Below are 24111 nucleotides of genomic sequence, written 5' to 3'. Positions count from 1 at the left end.
CAACGATGAACTTCGCTCGAATTTTTTAAATTATATTTATCAGCATTATCTACTGCAAAGCAATTTGAACAATATGAATGAGCAGTTCATCGAGAATATTCGACGCAGAATAAGAAAGACTGATACGCATTAACAGTTTATATCTTATTTTGAAAAAGAAGCGGAATTACCACCCTTTACTGGTGCAAATTAATTCATAAGCTTTCACAATCTTTTGGGTTTTTTCATTTGCCATTTTAATCATTTCCTGCGGTAAGCCTTGTGCAATTAATTTGTCGGGATGGTTGCGACTTAATAAACGTCGATACGCTTTTTTCACTTCTTGCTTGCTGGCATCCGGTGACACTTCCAAAAGAGCATAAGCATAATCCATGTTGGTTTTAGTCGGTTGATAATTATATCGGCTGTAGGATGAGTATGAATGGGATGAGGAATACGATTGTTGCGATTGTTCTGATTGTTGCTTGCTGTTATTTTGTGACTCGGATGAATAATTTGTGCCAAAATCTTCATAAAAGCGATATTGATTGTGAAGGGGGGCAAAGCCGAGCCTGGAAAAAATTTTATCCAGTACTTGGATTTTCTTGGCATCAAGCCCATCTGCTTGTGCTGCACGATATTGAATATCAATAAATAACCGTAATAAGTCACGGTTATCCTTACAGGTTTTTTTTAACTCTTCAAGCATTGCATCGAGATTGAACTTGGGTTGTTTGCCCTCATTAAATAAATGCTTTGCCCGGTTTTTTTGTTCGTTGTTCAAACGCATTTCGTCCATGAATAAACGCGCCATATCCAGTTCTTGTTGTGTAACGCGACCATCGGCTTTGGCTAAATGCCCCATAATCGAAAAGGTGGCGTCAAAAAAGATTTTTTGGATTACTTTGCGTTTTTCAGCGTAATACAGCCAATGAGGATTGGAAAAATAGTTGTATAAACCGCGATCAAAAAAGTTACCCACCAAGAGGCCGAAAATTGCTCCTGTAGAACCGGCGATTAAATAGCCGAAAAATGCGCCAATGATCTTTCCCCACCAGGTTGAGATGATAAAGAAGTCCCGAAGAGACATTAAAATGATTCCTTAAGTTCGTTCATTAAACTGATTTTATCGCTTTATACCACATTTTAAGTATATACTGTCGCCTTTTGGGTTTGGTTTTATATGCGATTTTTTTACTCTTTTTTGATGTATTTGCTCACTCCTTTTATTCTAGTCCGTTTATGGTGGAAAGGAAGAAGCTTACCTGCCTATAGGGAACGTATATTAGAACGTTTTTTTCTTGCAAAACAGGAATATAAACCGGTTGACGTCTGGATTCACGCCGTCTCTTTGGGGGAGGTTATTGCTGCTATTCCATTGATTGATGCGATGTTGGAAAAAAATTGGTCTTTATTTGTTACCACGATGACGCCAACAGGTTCTGAGCGTGTACAGGCACGTTTTGGTAACAAGGTAACGCATCAATACCTCCCCTATGATCTTCCCGGCATACTGAAACGCTTCTTTAAACAAATTCAGCCTCGGGTTGGGGTGATTATGGAGACTGAGTTATGGCCGAATTTAATTTATCAAGCACGGGCAGCAAAAGTACCGTTACTGCTCGCTAATGCACGGATTTCAGATGATTCATTAAATGGCTATAAAAAGATCAAATTTTTAATTAAACCGATTTTGAATCAATTCTCTGCTATTTTGGCGCAAGGAGAAGAGGATGCGCGACGTTATATCACCTTAGGAGCAAGAAAGGAGATAGTGCATGTTTTAGGAAATATGAAATTTGACCTGCAAACTAATACAATCGACAGCAAACGTTTTAGTGATTTGAAAAGTCATTGGGGAGCTGAGCGGGTTGCGGTGATTGCAGCAAGTACTCATGAGAATGAAGAGGCACAACTTTTAGCTCATCTAAAACGATTGCAACAAGCAATTCCTGGCGTGATTTTTTTAATAGCTCCGCGTCATCCAGAACGTTTTCAAACCGTATATCAATTGTGCCTTCAATCGGGATTTAAGACTGGGTTACGTTCTGATTTAAATACCTTAAGCCCGGAAAATGAAATTGTGGTGTTAGACAGCCTGGGTGAGCTTTTAGGCTTATATCAAATCAGTGATTACGCTTTTGTCGGTGGTAGCTTGGTTCCGGTTGGTGGACATAATGTATTAGAACCCATCGCGATGAATGTCCCGGTGTTAAGTGGCAGCCAGGTTCATAATTTTAAAGCCATTTGCCATGATCTAAAGTCAGCCCAGGGTATTTTATTAGTACAACAAGCAAATGAAGTAATTGACGGAATCATTAAGTTGCATACGGATCCCACCTTTCGTCAGCAGATGATTAAAAATGCTAATGCGGTTTTTGAAAAAAATAAGGGATCGGTCATGCGGCATTTACAGCAAATTGAAGGGGTGATTTAGGGCAGATGTTCGTGCCCTATTCACCGAGCGGCTGCACCTGGCGCATCTTGCGCGCAAAAGATACTCCAAACACCTCACACACAAAATACTGTCGGTTTCCGGATAAGAAATTATGGTTCTACACCCCGGATTTCGCTTCGCTCCACCCAGGGCTACATCAATTAAAAAATTGTAGGTTGGTGCTAAGCGTAGTGCAGCCCCCAAAATGGCTGCTTCGCGTTTACTCTGACTAACGTTTGATTTGAGAATGATTTAAATAAGAGGAGTAGAAGAGACCTCTTCCCGGCTTGCGGGAGAGGTACACATGATTAGGAGCCTTGATTTTGTTTTTCTTTAATCTCAGACAAAGTTTTACAATCGATACATAAAGTCGCAGTGGGTCTTGCTTCCAAACGTTTAAGGCCGATTTCGATACCACATGCTTCGCAATAACCAAAATCTTCATTTCGCAAGCGCTCTAATGCATCTTCAATTTTCTTAATCAGTTTGCGTTCACGATCACGAGTACGCAATTCAATACTGAATTCTTCTTCTTGGCTCGCTCTGTCTGAAGGATCAGGGAAATTAGCCGCTTCATCTTTCATGTGCGTTACTGTACGGTCAACTTCTTCCATCAATGATTGACGCCAAGCGAGCAATATTTTTTCAATATGTGCTAACTGGTTTTCATTCATATATTCTTCACCTGGGGTTTCCTTGTAGGGGGTGATACCCATACTACCTATTGCGTCGTTTTTCACGTTGTGTCGTCTCTCATTGTTTTTATCAATTAATTGTTCGATCATTTTAGCCTCCGTACCCAACTCGTACAACCTGGGTTTACAGAAAGCGGTTAGGTATACCAAAAAACTATTCTATCATCAATAAAATTATCGCCAACCCCCACTTACTCTGTCATTGCCCTCAATGTCTTGCCAGCAGGTTACGTTCTTATATTGTAATTCATTAAGTATAGCTTGTACTTTTAATTTTTGATCGTACCCATGTTCCAGCAAGATCAAGCCACCAGGTAAAAGGTACTCATGACCTTCTTTAATAATACATTGTAGATCACCTAAGCCTTCTTGACTACTCACCAAAGCATTTCGTGGTTCAAAACGTAGATCACCTTGTTGTAAGTGCGGATCATGTTCTGCAATGTAAGGAGGGTTAGCAACAAGGGCATGATAGGGTCTTTGTGGAATGTTATCAAACCAGTTCGATAAATGAAAACTGACATTCTGAATTTTATGATTTTGTGCATTTTCTTTAGCGATATTCAAGGCCTCTTGACTGATATCTCCAGCAACAATATTCCAATTGGGCCTTTCTTTGGCAAGCGCCAAAGCAATTGCTCCGCTTCCTGTACCCAATTCAAGCACATAGGTATTGGGTTGATTGGGAATGAGCGCTAAGGCTAATTCAACTAATCGCTCTGTTTCATGTCGCGGAATTAACGTGTGTGGGGTGACTTTTAAATTGAGCGACCAAAACTCACGCTCTCCTGTGAGATAGGCAATGGGGATCCCTTGGGCTCTTTGAGCCATTAAATTTTGAAAGGTCTCCCATTGTAACGAGGTTAATAATTGCTCAGGATGGGCATAGAGATAAGTTCTGGTTTTATTTAATACGTGACAGAGTAAAATCTCTGTTTCCAGATCCGAAGTTTTTCCCAGAGCTGTACGGATGTTAATCATTTCGTCCCAGCTCTGCGAGTAATTCGGCATGGTACTCACGTTTTAATGGATCGATGACCAAAGTTAAATTACCTTCCATTACGTCACCGAGTTGATAAATTGTCAAATTAATGCGGTGATCGGTCAATCGTCCTTGTGGGTAGTTATAAGTACGAATTCGTTCGGAACGATCACCTGTACCTACCAGCGATTTACGGGTTTGCGCCTGTTCTTTCTTCTGTTTGCTTTGTTCTGCATCCAGTAAGCGGGTTTTAAGTAATGACATTGCTTTAGCACGGTTTTTGTGCTGAGAACGCTCGTCTTGGCATTCTACTACGACACCGGTTGGAATATGGGTGATGCGTATGGCCGAATCGGTTTTATTGACATGCTGGCCCCCAGCGCCTGATGAGCGATACGTATCAATACGTAAATCATCAGGATTAATTTGGATGTCATCAATTTCATCAACCTCAGGCATAATCGCAACCGTACATGCAGAGGTATGGACACGACCTTGAGATTCAGTCTCAGGAACACGTTGAACTCGATGTGCACCGGATTCAAATTTAAGTTGTGAATAAACCGAATGACCACTAATTCGTGTGATAATTTCCTTATATCCACCATGCTCACCATGATTGGCGCTGATTAACTCTTGTTGCCAACCTTGAGTTTCCGCATATCGACTGTACATCCGATAAAGATCGCCAGCAAAAATTGCGGCTTCATCGCCACCGGTTCCGGCCCTAATTTCGAGGTAAACGTTTCGTTCATCATCTGGATCTTTGGGAATAAGATGCCATTGTAGCTGCTCGTCAAGTTCTTCCACTTGTTTTTGGGCGCTTTCCAATTCTTCTGCCGCCATTGACGCTAATTCTTTATCGTCACCTTCGAGCATTTCGCGCAGTGATGATAAATTATTTTGGGCTTCAATATAGGTTTCATAACAGGTCGCAACAGGCTCGAGTTGGGCGTATTCTTTTGAAAGCGTTTTAAATTGATTCTGATCCGCAATTATGGAAGCTTCCGATAGTAAACGACCCACTTCCTGATATCGCTCCAGCATTTGCTGTAGTTTGAGTTCAAGAGATTTCTTCATAGGATGATTGATGTGTTGTTGTATTAAAAAGATATTGCGCTAAAGTAAATAAATCTTCTCGCCCATCTTTGGCTATTTGTCGTAAACCCGCAGTAGGGTTATGCGTCAGTTTATTTACCAGGCGTTCACTAAACTCATTTAAAACGACTTGCTGACATTGTCCTGCGGAAAGTTTTTTTAAAGCGCGCTGCAGTTCCTTTTGTGCCAAATCGTGCATTTGACTGCGGTAATCACAAATGACTTTTTTGGCTTTAAGCGAACGATGTTTGCGGATGTACTTATTCAATTCCTCATCGATTAATTGCTCTGCATGTAATGCAGCATGGCGTCTTTCTTCCATTCCCTTATCGATCATGGTTTGTAGGTCATCGATATTATAAAGATGAACGTGTTCTAATTCTTTAATGCTGTCTTCAACATCTCTAGGAACCGATAAATCCAAAAAGAACATGGGGGCATTATTTCTTTGATTTAGTGCCTGCTCAACCCAAATTTTATTAATAAAATGGATGGGACAATTTGTTGCCGACACAATAACGTCTGCTTGTGGTAGATATTCGGCAATGTGGGTGAGCGGTATGGTTTGTCCATTAAATGAGTTGGCAAGTTTCTCAGCATTTTCTAATGTTCTGCTTGCGATCATAAAACGCTCAACGCCTTGTTGGCGTAAGTATTTAGCAACTAATGAGGCCGTTTCCCCTGAGCCAATTAAAAATACATTCAATGATTTATAGTTTGTAAAAAGTTGACCTATTAATTGTGTTGCTGCATAGGCAACTGATACGGGGTTTGTCCCGACGCCACTTTGAGTGCGTACTCGTTTCGACGCACTAAATACATATTCAAAAATTGGTCTTAATTCGGTTTTTATGGCGCCAAGATTGCATGCCTGTTGGTATGCTTGTTTCATTTGTCCAAGGATTTGAGGTTCACCGATCATCATCGAATCCAAACCACTGGCAACGCGTAAAAGATGTTTGATTCCCTGATGTCCTTTATGCATATAGATAAATGGAGACAGTGATTCTGCGGGTAATTGATGTTCTTGGGTAAGCCAGTGAGTGATGATTTGTGGATCTTCAGTATCACAATAAATTTCTGTACGATTACAGGTAGATAAAATAGCGGCTTCATTGACCTCAGGAAGACACAACAAACTATCGAGTACGGAATCCTGGGTAGCAGGAGATAATGCGACTTTTTCACGCACGTTTATTGGAGCAGTTTTATGATTTAGTCCGCAAGCAACAAACACCATAGAATATAAATTATTAGAATATGAATTATTGAGTTAATCGTGGGATTGTAAACGATTAGCCACTAAATTTGTAGTGTACGCTGCCTTATTTCTTTCTTCTGGCCCACGAAATTGCGTTCTGCGGCTGAGAAAAGTGCCCTGATCATCCCAAGTGCAGCGAAGAGTTGCTACTTCATATTCCGGGCAAGTAAAACCGGAGCTCCTCGCTGCACCCAGGTTGATGAAAAAAACTTCTTGTAAAATTAAAGTACATCTTTATTCAGCCGCTAACAAGAGTAGAGGGTTTTATACAAAAATCCCAAAGTTATGGGGAGTCGATCATGGACATAATCCTACAAGGTGCTCACAGTGGCGAAGAGGCAGCAGAAAGTTTGGCGCGTGTATTAGAATTGTTTAAAGAACGATATCATATCGCTGGATTTCGTGAAATTCATTTAACGGTTACGTTAGTTGATGAACAAGGCGATGATGTTGAATTAGTTGATAGTGAGTCGAATCAAGCATATCGGATTTTTGAAGTATATCGTAAAGGTTATGAATTAGGTGGTAGAAAAGGAACACCAGTACTAGAATTGATCGTAGATAACACTCGCCCTCGGTGAAGGAGTAACTTATGTTTTTGGCAATTATCGCCATCATACTGACATTAATTTTGGTAGTAGGCATTCATGAAGGGGGACATGCATTAGTAGCACGCATTTTTTCAGTAAAAATTAAAAAAATTTCTATAGGCTTTGGTAAACCCTTATTGCGCTGGCAAAGCCGAAGCGGTTGTGAATGGGTATGGGCATTTTTTCCTTTGGGAGGGTATGTCCAATTGGAAAATACACGCATTAGTCCCGTGGAGCCTGCACAATATTCCGAATGTTTTGATAAAAAACCTGTTTGGCAGCGTATCCTCATTTTATTAGCTGGGGCTGCCGCAAATTTGATTATTGCTTGGTTTGCTTTTGTTTTAGTGTACAGCATTGGTTTGACGTACACTTTGCCTGAAATTAAAGAAGTACTCCCTAAAAGTACCGCAGCCCAGGCAGGAATGCTTCCAGGAGATAAATTCATCTCCATTGATGGCAGGGCTACTCCAACATGGAGTGATGTGGGTATGCGCTTAGTGATTCTATGGGGGAAAAAAAATATTCCAGTAACTCTGAGTCGCGCGGATGGGAAAGAATCCATCGTTGTGCTTGATTTAAGTCAAGAACACTTTCGAGGGGTAAAATTATCTTTATTGACTCAGCTAGGGATTCAACCCAATCTGGCTGCCGCCAAAAGTACACTACAGGCTCCATCACTCTTAGATGCAGTCCATCAAGCCAATGAGTTTATGGGGAATATGGTTTATTTTTTTATAATGACCTTAAAGCAATTATTCACTGGGGTAATCCCTTTTTCTGTGTTGTTAGGACCAATAGGCATCTTTGCCGCCTCGGTGTCATCCCTGATGCAAGGAACCATTGTATTCCTGTTTTTTATAGCCAGCTTAAGTCTTGCCGTTGCGGTGATTAACCTCTTTCCTATCCCTGGCTTGGATGGAGGTTCAATTGTTTATGCACTTATTGAAAAAGTTCGTGGTAAAGCGGTCTCTGTGCCCATGGAGCTCTTATTGCATCGACTGGTTATTATTGTGTTCTGTGTACTCTTGGTGCACTTATTGATGAATGATCTGCAACGACTGTGATCTTCAAGGTGCGGCATTTGTTGCTGCACTCATAATAATTGCATAATGCGAAATTTTGAGTTATTATTGCACAGTTTAGTCAATAAAAAGGACCTTCTATGATAAATCAAATGCCTATCCATACACCAAAATTTTTTAATTTTAAAATTAATAATGATAATAAAAATAAGGAAAAAATTCAGCCTTTACAAAATGATATGATTCGAATTGTATTTTTTGGTAGAAACTTTGATATTAAGAAAGGTGCATTTGAAGGCAGTTTAGAGCTCGCGCAAAAAGCTATTCAAGCTTTTGTAGATGATAAGCTATTACCCGTTCTGCAAGGAATGACCCTTCAAACGTTGATTAACGAGCACCCCCTAGGGGACACTATTTTTTCCCTCGATAAAATTGATATTCCTACGGTGTTGGAGATTTTTGGGATTGATGAGTCTACACTGACGCATCAGCTAGGTATGAAGTAGTATAGGGGCCTGCCTTTAAAGAAGAGTAAAGAAACAAACCTGGAATCAGAACCATGATTCCCATTTGCTCAGATAGTTAGGCCTAAGAGGTAAATTCATCTCTATTGAGGGCACAATTTAGTAAAAAAGGATGTTCCATGAAATTGCAACTATATAAAACCACGGCAAAAATAGAAAAATTATTTTCTACAGAACAGCCGATAGAAGAAAATTTAATACAAGATGATACGATTCGCATCGCGGTAAAAAATACTTATTTAAACGTCGAGAAAGGTCAATTTGAAGGGAGCTTAGAGCTTGCTCAAGAAGCAATTCAGGCTTTTTTAGATAAGAATGTGGCAACTTATACCGCGTACGGACAAGGTTTTGGTCTTTTACAAATTAACGACGCGACGCATGATATTACTCCCTATGGAATTGATATTCCGATGATGTTGGAGTTTTGTGGGATTGACCAGTCAACACTCAGTAAGCAAATGGGGATGAAGTAAGGTCGTATCCTTGGCTGCACGGAAACAGACGACAAAGCTGCCAAAGTATAATTTCCCTCCATTACTCCTGATGCAACGAGGAATCTCCCAGTGTGCAAACTGTTCTACAACGAGGAGATTCCTCAATTGTTAATGTGTCTACAATTTACCTACGGTTCGTGCACAACACCAAATATCCACCTGTTTCACCCCTGATTTTTTTAAAGTGAATGCCAGTTCATTTGCTGTGCTTCCTGTTGTTAAGAGATCATCAATAATCGCAACATGCTGCCAAGGAAGTTTTTTACTTTTGAAGGCATGGCGCAAATTTTTTTGTCTTTGTTCTCCATCAAGACTTGCTTGAGGCTCAGTGTTGCGAATTTTTTGGCAACTGGTTAAGTCGTAAGGTAAATCTAATTTTTTTGCCAATAAACGAACTAAAACTGCAGCCTGATTGAACCCACGTAATTTAATTCGTTGTGGATGCATAGGAACTGGGATTAAACATTGAGGTAGATTTTCAAATTTTGACAGTGAATTAATCATTAAATGACTTAAAAAAGAGCCTAGATAAAGTCCCTCATGATATTTAAATTGATGTAAAAGATTGCGTAGCGGTTCTTCAAAGGTGTAATTAATATAGGCTCGATCAAAGTGAGGTGGTTTTTTAATACAACGGCCACAGATTTGCAGATGGGTATCCGGTAAAGGATAAGCACACTGTCGGCACGCAGGGCCTAGATAAGGCATGAATTCAATGCAAGGGGTACAAACTGCCATTTTATTATTATGAAATTGATTGCATAAAGTACATATTGAGTATAAGCGTAAACTTTGTGTTAAACTCCATATTTTCTGGCGCACAAGTGTTGGATTCCTTTAATTTTTCCTGGTTTTATAATGGCTGTTATCTACGAAATTAGCAAGACATTTAATCAACATGCTTCTGAATATGAATTTGCTGCCAAAGTACAACAAGAAATTGGGGTGCGTTTATTAGAGCGTTTGCAGTATTTGAACATTAAGCCACAGCGTATCCTGGATCTTGGATGTGGACCTGGCTTTTTTTCTTATGAATTGACCAAGATCTATCCGAAAGCACAGATCGTAGGTTTGGATTTAGCACAGTTCATGTTGATTCAGGCGCAAAAAAAGCAAGGCTGGCGGCGAAAGTGGCCTTTAGTGGCTGCAGATATGCGAAGTATGCCTTTTGTTACAGGTACGTTTGATTTAATTTTTGCCAATCAAGTGATTCACTGGGGTGGTTCTTTGACACCTGTTTTTCGTGAATTGAATCGAGTCATGAAAGCCAATGGCTGTTTGATGTTCACTACTTTGGGGCCTGATACATTCAAAGAATTGAAGCAGGCTTGGGCGGGAGTGAATCATTACGCTCATGTCAATGAATTTGCTGACATGCATGACGTGGGTGATTGCTTGATGGCAGAGCATTTTTTAGAACCAGTAATGGATATGGAATTATTGTCGGTGCATTATGAAACGCTGCCTAAGCTGTTGCAGGCTTTGAAAGCTCAGGGAGTAAAAAACATTAATCCGCAGAGAAATCAGGGGTTAACGGGTAAAACGGCTTGGCGACATTTTGAGCAAAATTATGCTACCCTGCAAACGGATAGAGGAAAATATCCGCTGACTTATGAAGTGGTATACGGTCATGCCTGGAAAGGGGAGCAAAGAAAAACCGAACTTGGAATCGAAACCATGATTCCCATTTCCCAGATAGTCAGGCCAAAGAGATAAATACCTAGCGGTTTACTGGTGCATTGGATTTCGATACTTAGAATCCGCAGTTGCACCAGGTTACCTATCCAACTTACTACGTTCTTGTAATTTTTTGGTTAAGTCAATCAAGGTCGATGCTTTTTGATCAAATATTTTTAATGCGTCCAGAGCAATTTGATAATGTTTGCTGATTTCTTCTTCTAATTTATTTTGAGTATAAAGCGCTGCAAAGGTGGTTTTTTGATTCGCCAAATCAGAGGAGCGCCCTTTACCCAATACCTCAGCAGGTGCATAACGATCGAGATAATCATCTTGCATTTGAAAAACTATGCCTAGATGACTGGCATAAGTGCGTAAAGCGGCCTTATCGGTCTCAGAGATGGAAGAATGGGCATTAAGCACCATTTCAATACACGCTAAAATAAGTCGTCCGGTTTTAAGATAGTGAATTTCTCTCAGTTGTTCTTCACTAATCGATGATTTGGATAACTCCGATAAATCCAAACTTTGCCCACTCACCATGCCACTAATGCCGCTGGCTTTAACCAGCTCCAGCGTAATGGCAATCACTTGTTTGGGTTGCAGCAGAAGAGAAAGATGATTTAATAATACTTCAATGGCTAAGGCTTGCATGCCATCACCCACTAAAATGGCAGTTGCCTCATCAAAGGCCTTATGACAACTCGGCTTGCCCCGACGGAGATCGTCATTGTCCATAGCTGGAAGATCATCATGAATTAAAGAATAGCAATGAGTCAATTCTATAGCCGCAGCAATCACATCCAGAATTTTCAGATCCAGATCAAGCAGGCTCCCGGTTAAATAGACCAGGATGGGGCGGATTCTCTTTCCGCCAGGGAAAAGAGAGTAATTGATTGCAGAACGTATTGTTGCTGCTGGTACCGAAGATTCATTAATGATTTGACTAAGAAACTCTTCATGCCGTTGTATGTAATTACTGATCACTTAATTGTTCATCCGAGCTGGGTTCAGCAGAGGTTAATATTTCTATTTTTTGTTCGGCCTTTTGTAACACATCTTGACATCGTCTGGCCAGACTAATTCCTTTTTCAAATTGTTTGAGCGAATCTTCTAGGGAAAGCTCTCCTTTTTCGAGTTGCCTGACAATTTCTTCTAGCTCCATGATCGATTGTTCAAAATGCATGTCCTGGCTCATAGATTTTGTCCTGATTGTTCAAAATGTACTGATTATACTGAGTTGTTCTCAGGATTCAATGTACGTGAATTAATTTTAATGAAAATTGGAAATCTTGACGAAGGCAAAGCCGCAACCGAAGCTCTTTTTTGCTTTTAGATAAATCGTGTATATTAGCGCCAACAGAATTTGATGGAATAAGCATGAAAACAAAAAACCAATTTGTATGCAGTCAATGTGCTGCGATTTCTAAACAATGGGCGGGACAATGCACCCATTGTGGCGCATGGAATTCGATTGCGGAAGAAGGTATCCCGGTGAATCGTAACTCACGCAGCGGGTCTTGGGTGAATCAACGCTCTGTAATTACTGCAGTAGAAGATGTCGTTATGGATAAAGAAGTACGTATGGATTGCGGTTTATCAGAGCTAAACCGAGTTCTTGGGGGTGGTTTGGTTTATGGTTCAGTGGTTCTTATCGGAGGCGATCCAGGTATTGGTAAGTCTACTTTGTTATTGCAAACCTTGGCTAATCTTTCCATGCAGGAAACTGTTTTATATGTCACGGGTGAGGAATCCCTACAACAAGTAGCCATGCGAGCCAAACGTCTTGGATTACCTTTAGCGGGATTAAGGCTTTTAGCAGAAACACAGGTTGAATCGATTATTGCACACGCACAAAAAGAAAATCCTAAGGTGATTGTGATTGATTCCATCCAAACTATCTTTACAGAGACGATAAGCTCTGCTCCGGGTGGGGTAAGTCAGGTACGGGAATCGGCAGCTCAATTAGTTCGTTTTGCTAAACTCACCCAGACTGCAGTGTTTTTAGTCGGTCATGTGACTAAAGAGGGAGCTTTAGCCGGGCCCCGCGTTTTAGAGCATATGGTGGACAGTGTTCTCTATTTTGAAGGCCAAAGCGATAGCCGTTTCAGAGTGATTCGCGCCATTAAAAACCGTTTTGGCGCAGTCAACGAACTGGGGGTATTTGCGATGACCGACAAAGGATTAAAAGAAGTAGCAAATCCGTCAGCAATTTTTTTATCGCGCCAACCAGAACCTACTTCAGGGAGTGCCGTGATGGTAACTTGGGAAGGGTCACGCCCGATGTTAGTCGAGGTACAAGCTTTGGTTGATGAGGCACATGGGCAACAATCCAAACGGGTGACCGTGGGTCTTGAATCCAATCGTTTAGCCATTTTACTTGCTGTCCTACATCGACATGGAGGAATTGCTACTTATGATCAAGATATTTTCATCAATGTAGTCGGCGGTGTGAAAGTGACAGAAACTGGCTCAGATCTTGCATTGTTAGCTGCGGTAGTATCCAGTTTGCGTAATCGGATTTTTGACAGGGAAACGATTATTTTTGGTGAAGTGGGTCTTGCTGGTGAAATCAGACCAGTACAAAGTGGGCAGGAACGCTTAAAAGAAGCAGCAAAACATGGATTTAAACGAGCGATAGTCCCTTTTGCTAATGCGCCCAAGCAACAACACGATTCTTCAATGGTTATCGAACCCGTCAAATATTTACATGAAGTGTTGGAAAAAATGTAAGTCCTATCTGCAGCTGGTATTAAAGCGAAACGAATAATCCACTGTGATTCCAAGTGCAACCAAGGATTCCTACTGCAGCACCACGCTAGGATGAGGAGATTTCTCCTTTGCACTCGGATGACGGAGGCATTCATCGTACCCAGGTTACACAAGCAGTCTTCGTTGTAAACGTTTTAAGAGTTTTAGACACAGTCTTTATCGTATTGAAACTAACCAACATAGGAGCAATGATGACTTTTCCCACCCAGCTAAAACGTGACTTTATGGATATGTTAACTCGCAACAAAATTTCTCACAGTCAAGGTTGGTCCAATTTTATGGGGAATGTGAGGAATCCCGCTGCGGTGGTTGTTGATGTTGAGAGTGAAGCGCAAGTTCAACTCATCATGAAAGAAGTTAAGAAGATGAATGAAAAACGGACGCCACAGAATAAGATTACCTTAAGAGCGAGTGCCGGTTGGGAGGATAAGAAGAATGCAGATTGTTGTTTATTTCCTTGGTCTAAAGTTCAGGATGAAGAATATGGAGGCAGTTTTTCTTTCTCGGAAGTAGTAGGGGGGCGAGCATCGCCGCAAAGCGAAGGGACGGACATTATTATTCGTTTTAAAAAGAAATATCATAAAGCCAAAGTATTAGGTCCTCTTGATACCAAGCCGTCATGGATTAATCCTGACAATCCGATTCATCAACTTCCAGCCATGCTCGTGGAAGTAAACGCAGGAACTCAGATCGCTGAATACGCAGAATTTTTACGAAAGAATAATTTATCTTCATCGACACTCAGTATGCTGAGTTGGGCGAGTCTTGTAGGATTATCTATTCCTGGTGGGCATGGAACGGGGCGTGATGAACCTGCTGTAAGTGGCCTGATTGAATCAATCAGAGTGTGCGATCTGGACGGAACCATTCGTGAACTGACCCCCGAGCATCCCGATTTTGAGACCTTACGTGCGGCAAACAGTGGTTTTTTAGGGGTTGTTCTGAGTGTGAAGTTGCGTGCTGTGAAGGCCTTTAATTTACGTGAAACGGTAGAGCTGTTTCATAACACAGAAGAAACGAAAGGCAAACTGGGAGACATATTAAAAAACAATCAATATGTGAGTTTTATAGGAATGCCCAGTTCTGCTGATTCTGAACTGAGTGAACACATTCACCAATGGCAAGTTCGCAAGTGGAATTTTACTACAGAGAAACCAACCCAATCCAGCAAAGCGACTTATGCGCCCTCAATCACTTCCTTTGTTCAAGAATTGGAGTTAAGGCTGGGAGCGGATTTGATGAATTTTTTAGTGAATTCAGAATTAAGAAGTTTATTACCCCAATTCATGTTAATTGCTGCCGCTGAATCGATTGAAAGTCGTGGCACCAAGCCCATAGTTGATTTTGAAAACCATATTACCCATCCACAAGTCGCTTTTCCAAAGGTATTACGTGATGTGGATTATTTTATCCCTGTACAGGATGACAAGGCCGGCGAACAGTTGGAAGAAATACTGCAGCAAATTGAGCGTCAGATAAAAAGTGCAGCAAAACAAGGTGAGAATCCGGTAACTTATGCGATTTACGTTCGCTATTTGAAAGGTACCAATGGAGGATTGTCTCCCACGAGTACTCAGGCACCTGATGAACGGATTATTGCTTTGGATGTGGTAACTCACCCGCAGGCGAGAGGAATTGCTCGTTTTGAAACGACGTTTATGGGCACATTAAAAGAAAAAGGATTTGAAGTCAGAAATCATTTAGGAAAAGAGTTTCCCGCGGGAGTAGTTCGTTATGCTCAGTTTTTAGATCCTAAAAAGATAAAGGAATTTATTGAAGCAGCAGAGCGTTGGAATGCAACGCCAGGTGAGAGTGATGGGGCAGAGCGTTTGGCCATGGCTCCTTATTATACGAATTACTTTCAAGACATGCTTGATCTGAGTCCTAAATTGGCAAGTGAGGAAGAGAAGAGTACAAAAGAGGAAATTCTTCCACCCAAACAGACATCTATAGAATATACTAAAGAGGAGCATACAAAATTTTTGACTCGCTTTTGTGAGATCGTTAAGTTAATGCCCGTGCATCATGAAGCCGCAAAAAATGCGAAGGCGGCTTTTTTACAGGCATGTGAAAGTGAGTTGGAAAATCGAAGAATACGTGATTTGGTGATTAGTTAAATGGATTGATGGAGCCTGGGTGCAGGACAGTCGTATTGCCTATAAGTTAAGAAGAATCCCCCTTATTCCATAAATGGGTGAGGGGTGGGGTGAAGGTTCATTCGCTGTAGTCAAAACCCTCATCCGCCCTGACGGGCACCTTCTCCCCATGGGAAGAAGGGAATACAACAGTGTTCCCCTTACACCCAGGCTACGTTTCTAATGATACAAAGGTGATATATGGACATAACTCCTTTTTTTAAATTAATGGTCGATCGAGGGGCTTCAGACTTGTTTTTTAGTGTGGGTGCACCACCTAATATTAAAATTGAAGGAGTTATTTCTCCGGTGGGGCAGGCACCTCTCAAGTCGCAACAAATGGCTGAAATTGCTTTATCGCTGATGAATGATGATCAGCGTAAAGAATTTGAGGCCACTATGGAGCTGAACATGGGGCTTTCTATTAACCAGGTTGGACGCTTCAGAATCAATCTATTTCGTCAGCGTGGTGATATTTCAATGGTGGTGCGCTACATCAAGAATAAAATCCCTTCAATTGAGCAGTTAAATTTACCTCTTATTTTAAAAACAATCGTGTTGGAGTTACGTGGGCTAGTTCTTGTAGTGGGTGCTACCGGTTCGGGAAAATCAACCACTTTGGCCGCCATGATCGATTATCGGAATGAAAATCAAAGCGGTCATATTTTAACGATTGAAGATCCAATAGAGTTTATTCATCAACATAAAAAATCTATAGTGGATCAACGTGAAGTGGGCATTGATACGATGAGTTATGATAATGCTTTAGTCAATGCAATGCGGGAGGCTCCAGACGTGATTTTAATCGGTGAAATACGAGAACGTAATGCCATGAAACATGCCATTGCCTATGCAGAGACAGGGCATTTATGTATTTCAACTTTGCATGCCAATAATGCGAACCAAGCGATGGATCGTATCATTAATTTTTTTCCAGAAGACGCACGAAAACAAGTCTTGATGGATTTATCCCTTAATTTGCGAGCTGTTATATCGATGCGGCTGGTCCCCGGGGTGAATAATCAGCGTGTGGCAGCTGTGGAGCTCTTATTAAACACTCCTTATGTATCTGATTTAATCGAGAAAGGCAAAATAGATGACATTAAGGAAGCGATGGAGCGTAGTACGGAGCAAGGTATGCAGACGTTCGATCAGGCTTTATTAAAATTATATCGAACTGGGGCAATTTCCAAGGAAAATGCGATCAAATATGCCGACTCGAAAAATAATGTAGGTTTACAAATTCGTTTGAATAGTGCTGGAGATTTTGATTCACAGGATGACAGTCTAAGCATCGAAGATAATTGATATTTTTTGGACTTATGTTAAAATTTCACACAATTTGATTTCCTTATGTGATCCTTTGGCTTCCTTTGATGTATGGCAGAATTTTTTCATATAAAAGACATAAATAAAGGTCCAGCGACACAAGCAACCGCGCATGTGGCGTTTCTCAATGCCATATATACTCCTCCCGATAACAAAAATTTGCCCTACAGAATTATTTATAAAAAGAATAAGTACGGGTTACCCGAATTGTCGCGTCTTGAAGTAATGTTTGGCCAATTGGCTCGTCTTTTTCTATTACCTGAACTCACTCCTGCTAATAATCTAGTGGTTAATGAAGACCATCGTATTCTAGGTTTGGCAGTCCAGCATCTGTGTTATGTCATCGCCAATAGAGAAGGCTTAGAGCATCATTTTTATACCTTAAAAAAAACGGATGATGGGTGTGATTGCTCTCCTAAGAAAGTGGAAGACTCCACCAAAATACCTATTTATTTCCTGGATAAGCTCCCGCAAGGCTTTTTTGCAGACTTAGTGAACGCCGAGGAGGCTGAGCAATTAACCATTGATTATGAATCACTGGCCAGTATCTTTGCGACTTCTTATACCCTGGAAGAGGATGATTTACATAAAGGAAATTATGGTTTTTATTTGGTAGAGCGTGCGGGTAGCCCCCATGCGGTATTTTTCAAAATTGATCATGATTTAATGTTTGTAGACAGCATCATGGGATTTAAAACCAGAAGACCTTTCCATTTATTCCATGGTCCTCATGCGTTTGATATCACTGTGAATGATCTTGAGTCGCTCATGTGTTTAAGCACCTCATGCAACGCCTATTGGCCTACGAAATTTGGTTATCTTGCTAATCCTTTTGATAATAAGGAGTACCGTAGTTATGCTGAAATCAATGCTTTTTCTCAATTAGGGGGTAAGCCTAATTTTATCAGGGCGAAATGGAAATCCTTTTTTAAACATATTCTCATGCCTAAAGAGCTTATTCAGCAGACCTTATCTGACTGTGCTGATATGAACAAAGCCTCGGAGCGCGCACAAGTTGCCTTAATGATCCAGGCCACTACTGCCAGGCTTGCGCGTTTGCGCGCTGTATTGTTTTCCAGCCAAGAATTTCGTAATTATGTGAGTCAATTAGATGAACAACAAACACTTGCTTTAGTAAACGAAATCGTTCCCCCGCGTTGGGCAACAGAAAGGGTCCTGCAGCAAGTCCGGGACTCAATTGTTCGTTTTAAAGAGTTATCTCAAAATGAAGATGGATTTGATCCTGAAGATACGCCGCTACATGTTGCAATTAAGCTTGGCGAATACCGGTATGAAGAAACCTTGGAGATGTTTGGCCAATTCCTCAATGTGCGAAACAGAGCGGGCAAGACTCCTCTTGATCTTGCACTGGAACGTGTGCAAGCGGAACAGATAGATCACGACACGGTACAAAACAATGGGGTGTTAATCGCCAAACATTTATTGATACACGAGGGGCAACACGCAAAAGAATACAAAAGTGAGTTCTTGTTAACCATTAGATCGTATCATTTTAAAAACCCATATTTAGAAGGAATTAGAGAGAATATGGATTATGGAGATTTTAAACAGATTTTGAGGGATATAGGTGAAGATCATCAGTTTGGTTTGAAATTTAAAAAGGATTTGGCGCTTGGATGCATGAAACATTTTATTAAGTTGAATGAGGGACGCCCTGATTTTAATGACCAATTACAACAATTAAAGGACGATATAAATGGAAACTCCTCTGAAGAAGAGGCTGCTGGCGTGAAATACATCCGCCAGTTACGTAGCAGATTATGGATTATTCGCCAATTACGCGGATTATATGGTTGGACTTCAACCCAATGGGAAGCCAATACCATGATTAACCAGGCTATGGCGCAAAATAAGCCCAAGGAGCACAGTTTATTTTCATTCTTTTCTTGTTCTTCTGATAGCGAGAGAGAACGGCGCATGCGTTTTGAAGAGCAAGAGCTATGTTGCGCAGGCACCACTCCGGTTCGCTAAAAACGATGAAGCTTAAGCCTTAGGCTCAAACTACATCGAAAGCAGATGTGTAGTCCGACTTTTTGCTAATGAGTTTGCATTTCCCCCAAGTGGAAGGGGTAATCATGACGGCAACGGGCATATGCGGCGCCAATTTTGGCGGGGTTAGGGTAAAAGGCGTAATGGGTGGCCTTATAGGCACAACAGGGGACGGCGCTGACAAAACAGCCTCTTTTCGCGTTCCAGCGGTAATGACCGTCTTCTGCAAGTTGCAATGTTCTGCCATCAAAACACACATAACGCGGTTGGGAGGGAATTTCACCAATGACACAACCTTGAGCATAAACACCATTTATTACTGCAAATAATAGTCCAGTTAGTATGATTTTCACACTTAATCCTTTAATCTTGCTATAATAATGTTATAACGTTAGTCCATCTTACCGCCTTTATTCAAGCAAGATATGCTTGGGCGATGAAATTTAAGGTTATTTTAATAAAATAAGTTTAAAATAAAAACATAATGGTTTGCGGAGTGTGTAATTATGCCAATGAAGAACAAAGAGTTTTTAGCCGCGTTAAACAATACCTCAGCGTTACGAACTGCAACACCGAGTGATAGAGATAGTGCATTAGAAGCGATATTGTTAGCCGATGAAACGAGTCAAACAGCTTTTGAAAAGGCGGCGGTTGATCATAAAACATTTTGGGGCACAATCGATACGCCAAACCTTGCAGCTCTGGTTGCGAGACCAAAACTCATGGGCGGCGACTATTTAGAATTGAACCCCAAAACTCCAGATACTTTTAAAAGCATGAGACAAGCCGCTGCTGAACAACGTGTCAAATTTGCATTAGCCAGTACAACACCCGATGTTTTAATTGGTCTTTTAACATCTGATTACAGCGATAATGGAACAATACTTAGAACCTATTTAGAATCAAGACAAAATGATCTTAACCTTAATCTCAGCGGGAAAACCGGATGGAATACAGCCAATGAAGACATCCTGACTAAAGAGGCCGTGCTTAGAATTAGAAAAGAAGCAGCAAACCAGCTATTAATTCAATTAATGGCCAAACCCGGACTTACTGATCCTAAATTATTTGATGATTTAGTCAAGGCAAAAGATAATCTAGCAAATTTCAAAGCGGCTGCGGACAAGATTATTACTGCTGCAGGAGGGCTTCCTCCTCTCCCTCCAGGAAAAACAGTAGATGACGTTCTTCAGGGGTTGGCATTAGACTCAATTGATGTAGTTGTTGAGGCAGCTAAACAACGCCATAAGGACTTGCTTGATGCACCGGCTATAGTTGAGTTTGAGAGACAACTGCAAAAATTTCGAAGTAGTGTTACAGATGCACAGCTTTTGGGAATGCAAGATACCCTCAAAAAAGATGAAAAACTTTTGATAGAGGGATTAGCTGGGCATGCCAATTTAAAAGAGGATCCTCAGAACCCATATAAGTCCAGAATAGCGAACTTGCCTGAGGACAAAAAAAAGGCCCTTGCAACGAGTCATAAACAACCATTATGTGAACAATATCTGAAAGCAAGGATATTAACTATAAATAAAGGTGTCGGCGATGCACAGTTAGTCGCTGCATTGAATGATACAACTTCGGCTAACTTAACAGGACACTTAAAAACCTTTATCAACATTGCTGATGATAATGGCATCATCGAAAAAGCTGTAACAGATGCTAACCTAGCCGAGTTTAAAGTAGCTTTAACGAAGAATGCTATTAAAGCAATAGGAGCAGGAGGTACCCCGGCTGATCTTACTTCTTTAAAAGAACTTGAAACAGCTGCTAAAGATCTAGAGAGTTTCCGGAAAGAGCTCGCGAAAAAGGTACCTGGAGTTGCTTCTTTTGATTTTGTTAAGGAAAAGGATCTACCTGAGTTAAGAAAAGCACTGGGTGAGCAGTTAGGGAATTATGCTCGAGCTAAACGCGAACTGGATTTTGCAGCAGAAGTTAAAAAAACTCGTTTAGGCGAAGTTGCACATCAGAAATTAATTGCAGTTTTTAACGATTTACCCAATGAAAAACAAGAAGAGATAGTTAAAACATTACCCGATGGATCCAATGTAGTAGATACCCAAAAACTTGAGGTGCTAATCCAAGCAAAAACTGAAACGGAGCTCAAGTTCCATTTGGGAAGTAAAAATGTCAAGGGCGAGGTACTTGGTGGACTTGTCGATTTAGTCGCTGAAAATGCTCGGGCTGCTGCGTTTAAGCAAATCCATAATCCCACAATTGCGAAGGTTATGGCCGGGTTTACTCCTCGCATAGCCCTTACCCCCGTTATGATTGATACCATAAATACAGCACTAAGAACTAATCCGATATTGCCATTGGATATATCTACTAAAGCCAATTTTAAAACTGTTGTTGATGCAATTAGTACAGCATGTTTTGCCAGAGCGAACGACCCTCAGGAGGCTGCTTTTTATCAAGCTTTTGGTTTTACAGATCATAACGCTAATGCTTTCACTACTGACCCTAATGCTCATCCTATTGCTGTTGCTGCTCAAGACGAACATACACGCAATAAAGCAGCACTTGAATATTATGCAAAAGCAACCACTGGAGCCAGAGCGAAAAGGTTCTTAGATGCTTTTTTAAGAGTGGCACCTGCGGGAATGGTAGATACCAGCAAAAAACTCGAGACTGCTGGAGAAGCTTTTGTTGAAAGTAAAAATGTTCAAGACTTTCTTGATAAATTAATTCCAGAAACAGCAGCGAATGCGGATCCAGTAAAGCGAAATCAAAAAGACGCACTAAGCAGAGAGTTTACATCTGATGTATACAGTGATATAGAAATTTTAGGTATTAAATCTGATTTAGCTGGAGATGAGGATGCGCAAAAGCGAGGTAGAAGTTCTATTGATAGAAAATTAGAGCAAGTACAAGAAACAAAATCTACAATTGAAAAACATAAAGGATATTTAAAAAGTCTTAATGCAGAGCTTGCGGCGTTACCCGCTTTATTTAGCGGAGCAAATGATGTAAAAGCGAAGAACAAAGCTCATGAAGTGAAAGAGAAGTATCAGGATTTGTCAAGACAATCTAGGCTGATCGTAGAGCATTTACATACCACAAAACATGATCTTCAGAAATACTTAGCAGCAATACCTTCGCCTGCTACGGCAAAGTCAGAAAAACAACGTAAAGCGTTAGACGCGGAAATAAAGGCAATTGATCAGCAATTGGAATTTTATAAAGGACTACAAAAACAAATCAATGGAGAGGATGGCGCCATAGCAAACATTGATAAAGTGATGAAAGGTAAGGCTACTGTTCAGGTGGAGAAAGCAACTGTTACTTATTCAGTAATTCCCATAGGCCAGGAAAAAACAGCAATACTTCAATCAAAAAGCAGCGCAAATGTAGGCACAACGAGCGTCACCACTAACGTTGATGAAAGTTCTCCTAACTATAAAGTTCACGAAATACCTGAAAAAGGTAATGTCTTCAGTGCTGATTTAGTTCACAAAAAAGACAACCCCGCTCGCGGTCAACCTGGTCAACCTGATGAGATAGAAGACCCCAATGGTAAAGCTCGTGTTACTGTAAATTATCATCCAGAGGGTAAACCTAGCACCACCGGTTCTAAGCCTATAAGTGTCAGCCTGCCAATAGTCGCTAAGGATAAAAACTATCGGGCAGAACAATGTATGGAAGCAGCAAAACAGCTGTTAAAAGACTGGGATGGTAAAAGCCCTATTAAATTAAGAGGGGTGCATGGAAAGGAGACAGAATTAGCCTATTTATGGACCGCGGTGTGCGTTCTAGGAGAGCATCACCCAAAATTTTCAATGGATAAGATAGAATTTAGAGGTTCTTGTGCGTGGAGACCTGATCAGGGTAAGGATAAGCAGTTAGGGGGGATACGCGGCAAAAGTTTTGCTAAAGACTCTCTTTATAATACAGTATTCAAAGGTTCAGCCAGAGGGCTTGTTGAGGAGATTGAAAACGAGTTTAAGGCTATGGTTAATCCAAAGAAAAGAGATCAAGTCGATAAAGGTGTGGTAAGTGCCACCAGTCTCTTTAGAGATAAAATGAGTACAGGCAGGCAGGGTATTGCAGACCAAGCGGAGCGGAATATTAAAGCGCGAGGAGAGATGGAAGCTACTATTACTCCCGTTCCTGGTGGAAATAACAACCCGTAACAGCTAAAATAAGGGGGATTCAATTGAATTCAAGCCAACTGGCGATTGGTGTATTTGACTCAGGGATGGGCGGATTAACGGTTCTGCGGGCATTGCGAGAGGGCTTGCCGCAAGAATCGTTTATCTATTTAGGGGATACAGCCCGGCTGCCTTACGGTACTAAAAGCCCGGATACTGTAAAACAATATGCAATGCAAATGGCAAAATTGCTGGTAGAGCGGCAGATTAAGGCTTTAGTTATCGCCTGTAATACTGCAACTACTGCGGCATTGCCGTACTTGCAGGAAATGCTACCCGATATGCCGGTGCTTGGTGTGGTGGCTCCAGGTGCTGCAGCAGCTGTTGCGGCAACTGAAAACAAACGTATTATTGTTTTAGCGACTGAAACCACGATTGCATCCAACGCATACCAGAAGCTCATCATCCAAAAACTACCGCAGGCAGTAATTAATACGCGTGCGTGCAGTGTTTTGGTTGCCCTGGCTGAGGAAGGTATGGTGGATAATCAGGTTGCACGTGAAGCGTTAAAACATTATCTTGATGGATTTACTAACGAAGATACGGTTTTGTTGGGATGCACCCACTTCCCGGTATTTAAGCCTTTGCTGCGCACTTTATTGCCGCAAGGGGTAACTATAGTGGATTCAGCACATGCCACATCGCGGGCATTGCATCAGTTGCTTGAAAAGCAGGATTTACTGAATGATACCCCTTCCTTGAATCGCAAAGTCAATTATTTAGTAACCGATTCCATCAAACGTTTCCAGATTGTAGGCGAGATATTTTTGGGTGAGCAGTTGGCATCGGAAGATATTGAGCTTGTGGATGTTAAGAGTTAAATAGAACGTATCCCTCATCCGCCTTGACGGGCATCTTTTCCCCCTTGAGGAGAAGGGAAATTAGTGAGGCCATTACAAAAATCCCCTCTCCCGTTTCGGAAGAGGGGCAAGGGGTGAGGGAATTAAAA

General features: G+C 41.1%; 21 protein-coding genes. 12 read left to right on the top strand and 9 right to left on the bottom strand.

Annotation, left to right across the window (positions count from 1 at the left end):
• Window positions 1-166 precede the first annotated feature (166 nt).
• Window positions 167-1069 carry a co-chaperone DjlA gene (djlA, locus tag ACF8MK_RS01770; protein WP_392537928.1) on the bottom strand — a complete coding sequence of 301 codons (903 nt, stop codon included), beginning with the start codon at window positions 1067-1069 and terminating at the stop codon, window positions 167-169.
• Window positions 1070-1162: 93 nt separating this feature from the next.
• Between djlA and waaA the strand changes: the two genes are divergently transcribed.
• On the top strand, window positions 1163-2416 hold the full coding sequence (gene waaA / locus ACF8MK_RS01765) for a lipid IV(A) 3-deoxy-D-manno-octulosonic acid transferase (protein ID WP_392537927.1): 1254 nt from the start codon (window positions 1163-1165) through the stop codon (window positions 2414-2416).
• Window positions 2417-2724: 308 nt separating this feature from the next.
• Here the strand turns inward: waaA and dksA are convergent, their stop codons facing one another.
• The 4 genes from dksA to hemA all read right to left on the bottom strand — a co-directional run bounded on the left by dksA (window position 2725) and on the right by hemA (window position 6431).
• Window positions 2725-3201, bottom strand: coding sequence for an RNA polymerase-binding protein DksA (dksA, locus tag ACF8MK_RS01760; protein ID WP_265704212.1), 477 nt, complete (start codon window positions 3199-3201; stop codon window positions 2725-2727).
• Between the two features lie 84 nt (window positions 3202-3285).
• Entirely contained in the window at window positions 3286-4092 is an 807-nt protein-coding gene (gene prmC, locus ACF8MK_RS01755) for a peptide chain release factor N(5)-glutamine methyltransferase (protein ID WP_392537926.1), read from the bottom strand.
• Window positions 4085-5173, bottom strand: coding sequence for a peptide chain release factor 1 (gene prfA / locus ACF8MK_RS01750; RefSeq protein ID WP_392537925.1), 1089 nt, complete (start codon window positions 5171-5173; stop codon window positions 4085-4087). Before prfA ends, prmC begins: the two co-directional genes overlap by 8 nt.
• Window positions 5157-6431: a glutamyl-tRNA reductase gene (gene hemA, locus ACF8MK_RS01745; protein ID WP_392537924.1), complete on the bottom strand. Its 1275-nt coding sequence runs from the start codon at window positions 6429-6431 to the stop codon at window positions 5157-5159. Before hemA ends, prfA begins: the two co-directional genes overlap by 17 nt.
• A 320-nt stretch (window positions 6432-6751) precedes the next feature.
• On the opposite strand from hemA, the gene ACF8MK_RS01740 reads away from it, so the two are divergent.
• From ACF8MK_RS01740 to ACF8MK_RS01725, 4 genes are all read left to right on the top strand, one after another.
• Entirely contained in the window at window positions 6752-7033 is a 282-nt protein-coding gene (locus tag ACF8MK_RS01740; RefSeq protein ID WP_265704215.1) for a hypothetical protein, read from the top strand.
• Window positions 7034-7044: 11 nt separating this feature from the next.
• Window positions 7045-8109, top strand: a complete 1065-nt coding sequence (locus ACF8MK_RS01735) for a M50 family metallopeptidase (protein ID WP_392537923.1) — start codon at window positions 7045-7047, stop codon at window positions 8107-8109.
• 98 nt (window positions 8110-8207) lie between these two features.
• Window positions 8208-8573, top strand: coding sequence for a hypothetical protein (locus tag ACF8MK_RS01730; protein ID WP_392537922.1), 366 nt, complete (start codon window positions 8208-8210; stop codon window positions 8571-8573).
• Between the two features lie 137 nt (window positions 8574-8710).
• On the top strand, window positions 8711-9064 hold the full coding sequence (locus ACF8MK_RS01725; RefSeq protein WP_392537921.1) for a hypothetical protein: 354 nt from the start codon (window positions 8711-8713) through the stop codon (window positions 9062-9064).
• Window positions 9065-9202: 138 nt separating this feature from the next.
• Here the strand turns inward: ACF8MK_RS01725 and ACF8MK_RS01720 are convergent, their stop codons facing one another.
• Complete coding sequence (locus ACF8MK_RS01720) at window positions 9203-9907, bottom strand: ComF family protein (RefSeq protein WP_392537920.1); 705 nt, start codon at window positions 9905-9907, stop codon at window positions 9203-9205.
• Window positions 9908-9943: 36 nt separating this feature from the next.
• On the opposite strand from ACF8MK_RS01720, the gene bioC reads away from it, so the two are divergent.
• The gene (gene bioC / locus ACF8MK_RS01715) at window positions 9944-10801 is read left to right on the top strand and encodes a malonyl-ACP O-methyltransferase BioC (protein ID WP_392537919.1); all 858 of its coding nucleotides are present in this window, start codon (window positions 9944-9946) and stop codon (window positions 10799-10801) included.
• 60 nt (window positions 10802-10861) lie between these two features.
• On the opposite strand, the gene ACF8MK_RS01710 is transcribed toward bioC, so the two are convergent.
• Window positions 10862-11749, bottom strand: coding sequence for a polyprenyl synthetase family protein (locus tag ACF8MK_RS01710; protein ID WP_265704221.1), 888 nt, complete (start codon window positions 11747-11749; stop codon window positions 10862-10864).
• The gene (locus ACF8MK_RS01705) at window positions 11739-11960 is read right to left on the bottom strand and encodes an exodeoxyribonuclease VII small subunit (protein WP_265704222.1); all 222 of its coding nucleotides are present in this window, start codon (window positions 11958-11960) and stop codon (window positions 11739-11741) included. The genes ACF8MK_RS01710 and ACF8MK_RS01705 overlap by 11 nt, the downstream gene beginning before the upstream one ends.
• 182 nt (window positions 11961-12142) lie before the next feature.
• Between ACF8MK_RS01705 and radA the strand changes: the two genes are divergently transcribed.
• From radA to ankK, 4 genes are all read left to right on the top strand, one after another.
• Window positions 12143-13495: a DNA repair protein RadA gene (gene radA / locus ACF8MK_RS01700; protein WP_392537918.1), complete on the top strand. Its 1353-nt coding sequence runs from the start codon at window positions 12143-12145 to the stop codon at window positions 13493-13495.
• Between the two features lie 227 nt (window positions 13496-13722).
• Window positions 13723-15651, top strand: a complete 1929-nt coding sequence (locus ACF8MK_RS01695) for an L-gulono-gamma-lactone oxidase (protein WP_392537917.1) — start codon at window positions 13723-13725, stop codon at window positions 15649-15651.
• Between the two features lie 219 nt (window positions 15652-15870).
• Complete coding sequence (locus ACF8MK_RS01690; protein WP_392537916.1) at window positions 15871-16977, top strand: PilT/PilU family type 4a pilus ATPase; 1107 nt, start codon at window positions 15871-15873, stop codon at window positions 16975-16977.
• 72 nt (window positions 16978-17049) lie between these two features.
• Window positions 17050-18990, top strand: a complete 1941-nt coding sequence (gene ankK / locus ACF8MK_RS01685) for a Dot/Icm T4SS effector AnkK/LegA5 (protein ID WP_392537915.1) — start codon at window positions 17050-17052, stop codon at window positions 18988-18990.
• Window positions 18991-19055: 65 nt separating this feature from the next.
• On the opposite strand, the gene ACF8MK_RS01680 is transcribed toward ankK, so the two are convergent.
• Complete coding sequence (locus ACF8MK_RS01680) at window positions 19056-19361, bottom strand: hypothetical protein (protein ID WP_392537914.1); 306 nt, start codon at window positions 19359-19361, stop codon at window positions 19056-19058.
• Window positions 19362-19514: 153 nt separating this feature from the next.
• On the opposite strand from ACF8MK_RS01680, the gene ACF8MK_RS01675 reads away from it, so the two are divergent.
• Window positions 19515-23144 carry an interaptin gene (locus tag ACF8MK_RS01675; protein WP_392537913.1) on the top strand — a complete coding sequence of 1210 codons (3630 nt, stop codon included), beginning with the start codon at window positions 19515-19517 and terminating at the stop codon, window positions 23142-23144.
• A 23-nt stretch (window positions 23145-23167) separates the two neighbouring features.
• Window positions 23168-23983, top strand: a complete 816-nt coding sequence (gene murI / locus ACF8MK_RS01670; protein WP_392537912.1) for a glutamate racemase — start codon at window positions 23168-23170, stop codon at window positions 23981-23983.
• Window positions 23984-24111 lie beyond the last annotated feature (128 nt).

It is taken from the genome of Legionella sp. 227 (genome assembly GCF_043161935.1).
Taxonomy (GTDB): domain Bacteria; phylum Pseudomonadota; class Gammaproteobacteria; order Legionellales; family Legionellaceae; genus Legionella; species Legionella sheltonii.
This window is presented reverse-complemented; position numbering and strand designations above follow the sequence as displayed.